At 71.0% G+C, this 7938-nt stretch carries 8 protein-coding genes; 7 read left to right on the plus strand and 1 reads right to left on the minus strand.

Annotation, left to right across the window (positions count from 1 at the left end; translation table 11 throughout):
- Positions 1-11: 11 nt before the first annotated feature.
- On the minus strand, positions 12-959 hold the full coding sequence (locus AC07FN_RS28295) for a MerR family transcriptional regulator (RefSeq protein WP_478398348.1): 948 nt from the start codon (positions 957-959) through the stop codon (positions 12-14).
- 91 nt (positions 960-1050) lie between these two features.
- On the opposite strand from AC07FN_RS28295, the gene AC07FN_RS28300 reads away from it, so the two are divergent.
- From AC07FN_RS28300 to AC07FN_RS28330, 7 genes are all read left to right on the plus strand, one after another.
- Positions 1051-1536, plus strand: coding sequence for a DUF3180 domain-containing protein (locus tag AC07FN_RS28300; protein ID WP_478398349.1), 486 nt, complete (start codon positions 1051-1053; stop codon positions 1534-1536).
- A 109-nt stretch (positions 1537-1645) separates the two neighbouring features.
- Complete coding sequence (locus tag AC07FN_RS28305; RefSeq protein WP_478398350.1) at positions 1646-2521, plus strand: DUF6779 domain-containing protein; 876 nt, start codon at positions 1646-1648, stop codon at positions 2519-2521.
- Positions 2522-2571: 50 nt separating this feature from the next.
- Positions 2572-3849, plus strand: coding sequence for a PrsW family intramembrane metalloprotease (locus AC07FN_RS28310; protein ID WP_478398351.1), 1278 nt, complete (start codon positions 2572-2574; stop codon positions 3847-3849).
- Positions 3850-4402: 553 nt separating this feature from the next.
- Entirely contained in the window at positions 4403-5302 is a 900-nt protein-coding gene (locus tag AC07FN_RS28315) for a Rossmann-like and DUF2520 domain-containing protein (RefSeq protein WP_358568441.1), read from the plus strand.
- Complete coding sequence (gene panC / locus AC07FN_RS28320) at positions 5299-6210, plus strand: pantoate--beta-alanine ligase (RefSeq protein ID WP_478398352.1); 912 nt, start codon at positions 5299-5301, stop codon at positions 6208-6210. The genes AC07FN_RS28315 and panC overlap by 4 nt, the downstream gene beginning before the upstream one ends.
- Before the next feature lie 84 nt (positions 6211-6294).
- The gene (gene panD / locus AC07FN_RS28325) at positions 6295-6771 is read left to right on the plus strand and encodes an aspartate 1-decarboxylase (RefSeq protein WP_093267982.1); all 477 of its coding nucleotides are present in this window, start codon (positions 6295-6297) and stop codon (positions 6769-6771) included.
- 81 nt (positions 6772-6852) lie between these two features.
- On the plus strand, positions 6853-7647 hold the full coding sequence (locus AC07FN_RS28330) for a type III pantothenate kinase (RefSeq protein ID WP_358567185.1): 795 nt from the start codon (positions 6853-6855) through the stop codon (positions 7645-7647).
- The last annotated feature ends 291 nt before the right edge of the window (positions 7648-7938 follow it).

Genomic DNA, 7938 nt, shown 5'->3' on the forward strand with positions numbered 1-7938 from the left:
CGCGCGACCGATTACTTGATCGACGCGCGGATCGCCGCCGCCAGCCAGCGGGTGCTGGCCGCCGTCACCGGGTGCGTCGGCCAGCCGTTGATGATCCCCAGCAGTTCCCAGTAGCGCGACATCCGCTCGTCCGTGTCGTTGTCGTAGTGCTCCGCCAGCTCGTGGCGGAACTCGGCGGAGTCGGGCCGGTCCCACTCCACGGCGGCCATCGCCATCATCCGCTCGACCAGTGCCTGCGCTTCGGTGCTCTCCGGCGGCGTGCCCGCCTCGACCGACACCCGCGCCTCGTCGGTGATCGCCCACCACTTCTGCGCGTCCTCGGGGTTCGCCACCGCCATCGACTCGCCCGCGTCGCGGCGGTCCGAGTGCTCCTGGGAAAGCGCCCGCACCGCGCGCCGGAAGTCGGTGTCCCGCACCAGTTCCGCCAGCTCGATCCAGGCCTCCAGCTGCTCCGCCGTCGGGTCCTCCGGCAGGTTCGGCTTGGCCGAGCGCATCCACTCGGTGAACCCCGGCGTCATGTTGAGGTCGGCGCTGACCTCGTCCCAGAACTCGTCGATCAGCCGGTTGCGCTCCTCGTCGGACATCTGCGCCAGCTTGTGCATGAGTCTTACCTCCTCGGTCGAACGGTCCAGCTTCACGACCGCCCGCAGCACCGCGCGCCGGGTCTGCAGCAGGCGCATCTGCTCCTCCAGCAGGTCCAAGTGCGTCCTGGCCAGGTGCGAGAGCGTGGTCTCGCGGGCGAGCACCCGCTGCACCTCGTCCAGCCCGGCGCCCAGTTCGCGCAGGGTGCGCACCAGTTCCAGCCGGCTGATGGCCGTCACGTCGTAACGCCGGTAGCCCGCCGCGGTTCGGTCGGTGGGCGGCACCACGCCGCTGTCGGAGTAGAACCGGATCGTCTTCACGCTCAGCCCGGTGCGCCGGGACAGCTCGCCGATCGTGTAGAGCGCGGTGTCGTCCACGCGATTCACCTTGGACCCTCCAGTCAGGGGAGACTCAAGATGATTTTCGCCCGCGGATGGTGCCGGTGCTGTGAGGTGCCATGCTGGAACCGTGGCACCGCGACAGGCAGAGCACTTGACCTTCACCAAGCCCCGGCACCTCATCGCGGGCGGGCTGGCAGCGGCAGTCGTGGTCTACCTGCTCACCCGGCTGCTGTACGGCGAGCTGCCGCAGCTGCCGGTGCTGGCCGGGGCGACGCTGCTGCTGATCGCGCTCGTCGACGTGCTGCTGGCGCTGAACATGCGGCCGCGGGTGAAGCGCAAGCCCGGCACCGAACCGGTCGACGGACTGACCGCCGCGCGCGCCGTCGCGCTGGCCAAGGCGTCGTCGCTGGCCGGCGCGATCATGGCGGGCGTGTGGATCGGGCTGATCGCCTACCTGCTGCCGCTGTACGGCAGGGTCGAGGCCGCCCGGGCCGACACGGCCTCCGCGGTGGTCGGGTTGATCAGCGCCGGCTCGCTGATCGGCGCCGGGCTCTGGCTGGAGAACTGCTTGCGCAATCCCGATGAGCCGGAAGAACCCTACGAAGACGAGTGACGTTGCTCGGCCGTTCGGCGGGCGGTGCGCTGCGCCACACCGACCAAAGTGGAGGCGGGTCGCTCGCCTTGAGATCTCGAACTGATAACCGCCCGGTACCGTGGTGGGCATGTCCGAACGCGGCGGCACCGAGACCGAATCCAGCAAGGGGCGATCGACGGCCCTGTGGGTCGGAGCGCTGGTGCTCGCCGCGGCCGCCACGGCGGTGCTGGTGGTCAGCAACGACGTCCGCTACCTGCGGCTCGGGTTGGTCGCCGCGCTGTGGTCGGCGCTGATCGGCGCGTTCGCGGTCGCCAAACTGCGGCACCGGGTGGTGCAGGGCGAGGAGCTCGTCGCGGACCGGCAGCGGATCTACGAACTCGAACTGGAGCGGGAGATCGCGGCCCGGCACGAGTTCGAGCTGGAGGCGGAGGCCGAAGCACGCCGGCAGGCGGCCGAGGAGTCCGAGGGCGAGATCAAGGAGCTGCAGGCCGAGCTGCGCCGGCTGCGCGAGAGCCTGGAGCAGGTGCTCGGCGGCGACGTGCTGTTCGAGCGGGTCGCCCTGCGCGCCGAGTCCACCCGGGTCCGCTCGCTGCCCGAACTCGGCAAGGTCGAGGGACAGCTCGTGCAGCCGCCGACTGGGCGCGAACTGCCCGCCGCGCCGCCGCAACCGCAGCCGCAGAACGTCGTCCAGCCCAACACCGAACTGATCACGAAGCTGGCCGGGGAGCAGCCGGAGCGGCGGCCCAAGCCGCGCCAGCGGCCGAAGCAGCAGCCGACGCAGGCCCATCCGGCGCGCCAGGCCGCGCCCCGCCGGCCCGACCGGGCGCAGTACGAGCGGCCGGAGCCGCCCAAGCCCAAGCCCAAGCCCGAACCGGCCGCCGCCGCACCGCCGCCGGAGCCGGACCCGGCGGGCGCGCACGCCGAGGGGACCTCAGTGAACGACCTGCTCGCCGCGTACGGCGGGCCCTCCGACACGCAGCGCCGACGCCGCCGACGCGCCTGAGAAGGTGACTATCCGGGCATGCCCTGAGGCCGTTCTCTAGGGTTTTGTCCGTGTCGAGTCCTGACCTTCAGAGGCAGCCCGCCGATCTTTCCGGCGCGCGCAGGCTGCAGACCCGCAAGAACCACGCCGTCGGATGGCCCGTCGCCGGCCTGATCGTGCTCGGAATCTGCGGGCTGGTGATGGTCGGCGTCACCACCTCGAAGGTCGGCGTGGCGGCGGCGCTCGTCGGCGCGGTGGCCGCGCTGCTCCCGGTGGGCGTGGTGTTCGCCGCGATCATCTGGATCGACCGCTGGGAGCCGGAGCCGCCGATGCTGCTGCTCGGCGCGTTCCTGTGGGGCGCAGGCGGGGCGACCGCGTGCTCGCTGCTGCTCAACGACGCGATGATCGGGCTCGGCAACGTCCTGTTCAGCGCGGGCGGCGACCGGTTCTTCGCCACGGCCGTGATGGGCCCGCTGGTCGAGGAGGCGGCGAAGGCGCTGTTCGTGGTGGCGCTGTGGTTCCGCCGCCGGTCGGAGTTCAACGGGCTCGTCGACGGCATCGTGTACGCGGCGCTGACCGCGGCGGGCTTCGCCTTCACCGAGAACATCCTGTACTTCGGCAAGGCGTTCGTGGCCGGTGGGCTCGGCGGCGTCAGCGGCGGTGTCGTGGCGCTGTTCATCGTGCGCGGCGTGCTCGCGCCGTTCTCGCACCCGCTGTTCAGCTCGATGTTCGGCATCGGCATCGGGTTGGCCTCGCGCACCGACCGGAAGCGGATCCGGGTGCTGTACCTGGTGCTCGGCTTCGCGGGCGCGGTGCTGCTGCACGCGGTGTGGAACGCGTCCACGCTGTTCGGCGGCGCGGAGTTCCTGAACGTCTACTTCCTGATCATGGTGCCGATCTTCCTGGGCACCTTCTGGCTGGTGGTGTGGCAGCGCAAGCGGGAGCAGCGGATCGTCATCCAGCAGCTGCCGGTGCTGGAGCGGGCCGGGCTGATCGTGCGCAGCGAGATGGAGATGCTCGCGACGCTCGCGGGTCGTCGCGGCTGGCTGCGCAAGGTGCGGCGCAGCGCCGGGCACGAGGCGGCGAAGGCGGTGCGGGACTACCAGATCGCGGTGACCGAGCTGGCGTTCCTGCAGCACCGGGCGGAGCAGGGCCGGACCACCAGCGCGGCGCGCCGGGCGCGCCGGGAGAAGCTGATCGCGGACCTGAAGCAGGCCCGGCGGTCGGCGGCGGGCACCCAGCAGGCGATCCAGACGGCGCGCATCAAGATCAACGAGCTCACCCAGCACAACCTCAAGCGCCCGCCGTACCCAGGCAACCGCCCCAAGCCCCCGATCCAACGCTCCTGAGACTGACCGCTGCTCGGGTGACGGACCGCAATTTCAATGGAAATCGGACCTTCGATTTCCATTGAAATTGCGGATCTCCGGCGTGTCGGGGCACGACACACCGGAGGGGTGTGGATGGTCCCGGCCTGGTTCCGACGGAAACCGGGGTCCGGTTTCGACCGAAATCCGGGCCCGGTTTCGACCGGAACCCGGGCCCAGTTTCAATTGAAACTGGGCCCGGATTCCGTGGAAGCCGAGTCCTGAGTTCCCTGGAAGCCGGGCCCCCGAGTTCCGTGGAAGTCGAGTCCTGGGGTTCGCCGGATGCCGAGTCCTGAGGTCCGTGGAAGTCGAGTCCTGGGGTTCGGGACGCTGAGTCCTGGGGTCGTGGGAGTGGGCCCCGGGTGTTCGTCGGGGGTGCGGGGCTGGAGACTGCCGGGCTGGGGCGGGTGGCGGGACCGGAATGCGTGGTCCTCGCCACCTGACGGGCACGGCGGCGGGATTCGCGGGCTACTCTCGCGCTGCTGTCCGGTACCCGGTGGTTGGGACTGGAACGGTATTGGAGGACGACGTGGCGATTGCTGCTGGTCGCACGGGCCCTCGGCTGCGGGTCGGAATCATCTCCGCCGGCCGGGTGGGCGCCGTGCTGGGCGCGGCGCTGCGGCGCGCGGGTCATCAGGTCTCCGCGGTTTCCGCGGTGTCCGAGGCTTCGCTGCGCCGGGCCGAGGAGCTGCTCCCCGGGGTCGCCGTGCTGCCGCCCGACGAGGTCGCCAGGCAGGCCGACCTGGTGCTGCTGGCCGTGCCGGACGACGCGATAGCCGGACTGGTCCGCGGCCTGGTCGCCACCGAATCGCTGCGCGGCGGGCAGATCCTCGTGCACACCTCCGGCGCGCACGGCGTGGACGTCCTCGCCGCGGCCGCCGACATCGGCGTGCTGCCCCTGGCGCTGCACCCGGCGATGACCTTCACCGGCCGCGCGGAAGACGTCGAACGCCTCGCCACCGCCTGCATGGCCGTCACCGCGTCCACTGCGGACGAGGCCGGCTGGCACGTCGCGGAGGCGCTGGCGCTGGAGCTCGGGATGGAGCCGGTGCGGGTCCCGGAGGAGTCTCGCGGCCTCTACCACGCCGCGCTCTCGCACGGTGCCAACCACCTGATCACGCTGGTCAACGAGTGCGCCGAGCTGCTCCGCGGCGCGGGCATCGAGGTCCCGGAGCGGGTGATGGCGCCGATCCTGTCCGCTTCGCTGGACAACGCGCTGCGCCTCGGCGACCGCGCCATCACCGGCCCGGTGATGCGCGGCGACGCCGGCACGGTCCGGGCCCATCTCGCGGCGCTGTCCGGCGCGAACCCCGAGGTCGTGCCCAGCTACCGCGAGCTGGCGAAGCGGACCGCGGAGCGCGCCGAGGACGCCGGAATCCTGCGCGCCGACGGGGCCGAAGCGGTCCGCGAGGCGTTGGGCGAGGAGCCGTCATGAGCACTGGAGTCGTCATGAGTGAAAGCCCTGGTTTCGCGTGGGGCGAGCTGACCGTGCACCGCGATCCCGCCGAGCTGGCCGGGGTCACCCGCGCCCTGCGGGCCACCGGCCGCAAGATCCACCTGGTGCCGACCATGGGCGCGCTGCACCGCGGCCACCTGGAGCTGATCCGCCGGGCCCGGCAGGACATCAACGCCGTGACCGTGGTGTCGATCTTCGTGAACCCGCTGCAGTTCGGGCCGAACGAGGACTTCGACCGCTACCCGCGCAGCTTCGAGACCGACCTGGCGGCGTGCCGGGAAGCCGGGGCGGAGCTGGTCTTCGCGCCGTCGGTCGAGACGATGTACGGCACCGACCCGCAGATCACCGTCCACTCCGGACCGCTGGGCGAGCAGCTGGAGGGCGCCTCCCGCCAGGGTCACTTCGACGGGATGCTCACCGTGGTGCTGAAGCTGCTCAATATCGTGCGCCCGGACCTGGCCTTCTTCGGCGAGAAGGACTACCAGCAGCTCGTGCTGATCCGCCGGATGGCGCGGGAGCTGAACCTGGACGCCCGGATCCAGGGCATCCCCACCGTGCGGGAAGCCGACGGCCTGGCGCTGTCGTCCCGCAACGCCTACCTCACCGCCGAGCAGCGCGAAGCGGCACTGGTGCTCTCGGCGGCGCTGACGGCCGGGGCGCACGCGGGTGCGGCCGGCGCGGACGCGGTGCTCGAAGCCGCCGGTGCGGTGCTGGCCACCGAGCCGTCGGTGGCGGTCGACTACCTGGAGCTGCGCGACACCGAGCTGGGCCCGGTCCCGGCCGAGGGCGAGGCGCGGCTGCTGGTGGCGGCCAAGGTCGGCTCGACCAGGCTGCTCGACAACGCGCTGGTGCTGCTGGGCAGCCCCGGGGTGGCGGAGCGGTCGTGAGTCGGGGAAGGCGCCCGTCGGACCCGATCGGGTGTCGCGCAAGATACGTCGGCAAGCCGCGGTATCGGCAGTAGGAGGTCTGCGATGTTCCGCACCATGCTGAAGTCCAAGATCCACCGTGCGACGGTGACCCAGGCCGACCTGCACTACGTCGGCTCGGTGACGGTGGACGCGGACCTGATGGACGCCGCGGACCTGCTGGAAGGCGAGCAGGTCGCGATCGTCGACGTCACCAACGGCGCCCGGCTGGAGACCTACGTGATCACCGGCGAGCGCGGCTCCGGGGTGATCGGCATCAACGGCGCGGCCGCGCACCTGATCGAGCCCGGCGATCTCGTCATCCTGATCTCCTACGGGGTGATGGACGAGATGGAGGCGCGTTCGGTGCGGCCGAAGGTGATCTTCGTCGACGCGGACAACCGCATCGTGGAGCGCGGCGAGGACCCGGCCCGCGCCCCGGAGGGCTCCGGGCTCACCAGCGGCGCCGTGCTGGCCGATCCCACGGCCGAGACGGACGACGCTGCGAAGCTGGACGCCCTCCTGCAGCAGCCGGAGCACTGAGCAGCTGTCGTGAGTGGTCGTCCCGGCACGACCACTCACGAGTCGTGACCTGGCACGAATCTCCCGAAGGGACGAACGACGGTGCTGCTCGCCATCGACGTCGGAAACACCAACATCGTGCTCGGCCTCTACGCCGATCGCCCGGATGCCGACGTCGCGAAAACGCTGGTGCGGGACTGGCGGATGCGCACCGAGCCGCGGATGACCGCCGACGAGATGGCGTTGACCATGCGCGGGCTGCTCGGCGACTACGCGGAGGAGATCACCGGCATCGCGGCGCTGTCCACAGTGCCCGCACTGCTGCGCGAGCTCCGCGTGATGCTCGGCCGGTACTGGAGCGATGTGCCGCGCGTGGTCGTGGAGCCGGGCGTGCGCACCGGGGTGCCGTTGCTGGTGGACAACCCGAAGGAGGTCGGCGCCGACCGGGTGATCAACACCCTGGCGGCGCACCACCTGCACGCGACGAACTGCGTGGTGGTCGACTTCGGCACGTCCACGAACATCGACGTGATCTCGTCCAAGGGCGAGTTCCTGGGCGGCGCGTTCGCCCCGGGCATCGAGATCTCGCTGGACGCGCTGGCCTCCCGGGCCGCGCAGCTGCGCAAGGTCGAGCTGGTCCGCCCGCGCTCGGTGATCGGCAAGAACACCGTGGAGTGCCTGCAGTCCGGCATCCTCTTCGGATTCGCGGGCCAGGTGGACGGGCTGGTGCGGCGCATCGTCGCCGAGCTGGAGTCCACCCACGGCGGCCCCACCACGGTCCTCGCCACGGGCGGTCTGGCGCCGCTGGTGGTCACCGAGTCGACGACGATCACCCACCACGTCCCGGACCTGACGCTGCTGGGCCTCCGCCTCGTCTTCGACCGCAACTTCCGCTGACACCCGGGGTGCGCGGCTCGTCTTTCGGTGGGTGGTGTGAACGGCCCGTTGACCTCCCCCATCGGGACGAACGGTCCGTTCACCTCATTCCAGCGGATCGGGGAGATGGAGCGAACCGACCGTTCACGTCGCCCATCGAGGCGAACGGTCCGTTCGCTCCACACCGGCCGCGAAACGGGCCGCGTGGTGTCAACCGCTGAAAGAATCTGAATGATCATGTCAAGCTGCAGCAGTAGCTTTCTGTGGTCCAGCTGGGCTGAAGGTTCGTCTGTCGCGCAGCAGGGCCCAGAG

Source organism: Saccharopolyspora sp. NPDC045941 (genome assembly GCF_056431445.1).

What these genes read in the sequence shown, in the direction of transcription:
- AC07FN_RS28305 (WP_478398350.1), top strand. Translation starts at nt 1,646, where the DNA reads ATGTCCGAACGCGGCGGCACCGAGACCGAATCCAGCAAGGGGCGATCG.
- panC (WP_478398352.1), top strand. Translation starts at nt 5,299, where the DNA reads ATGAGCACTGGAGTCGTCATGAGTGAAAGCCCTGGTTTCGCGTGGGGC.
- panD (WP_093267982.1), top strand. Translation starts at nt 6,295, where the DNA reads ATGTTCCGCACCATGCTGAAGTCCAAGATCCACCGTGCGACGGTGACC.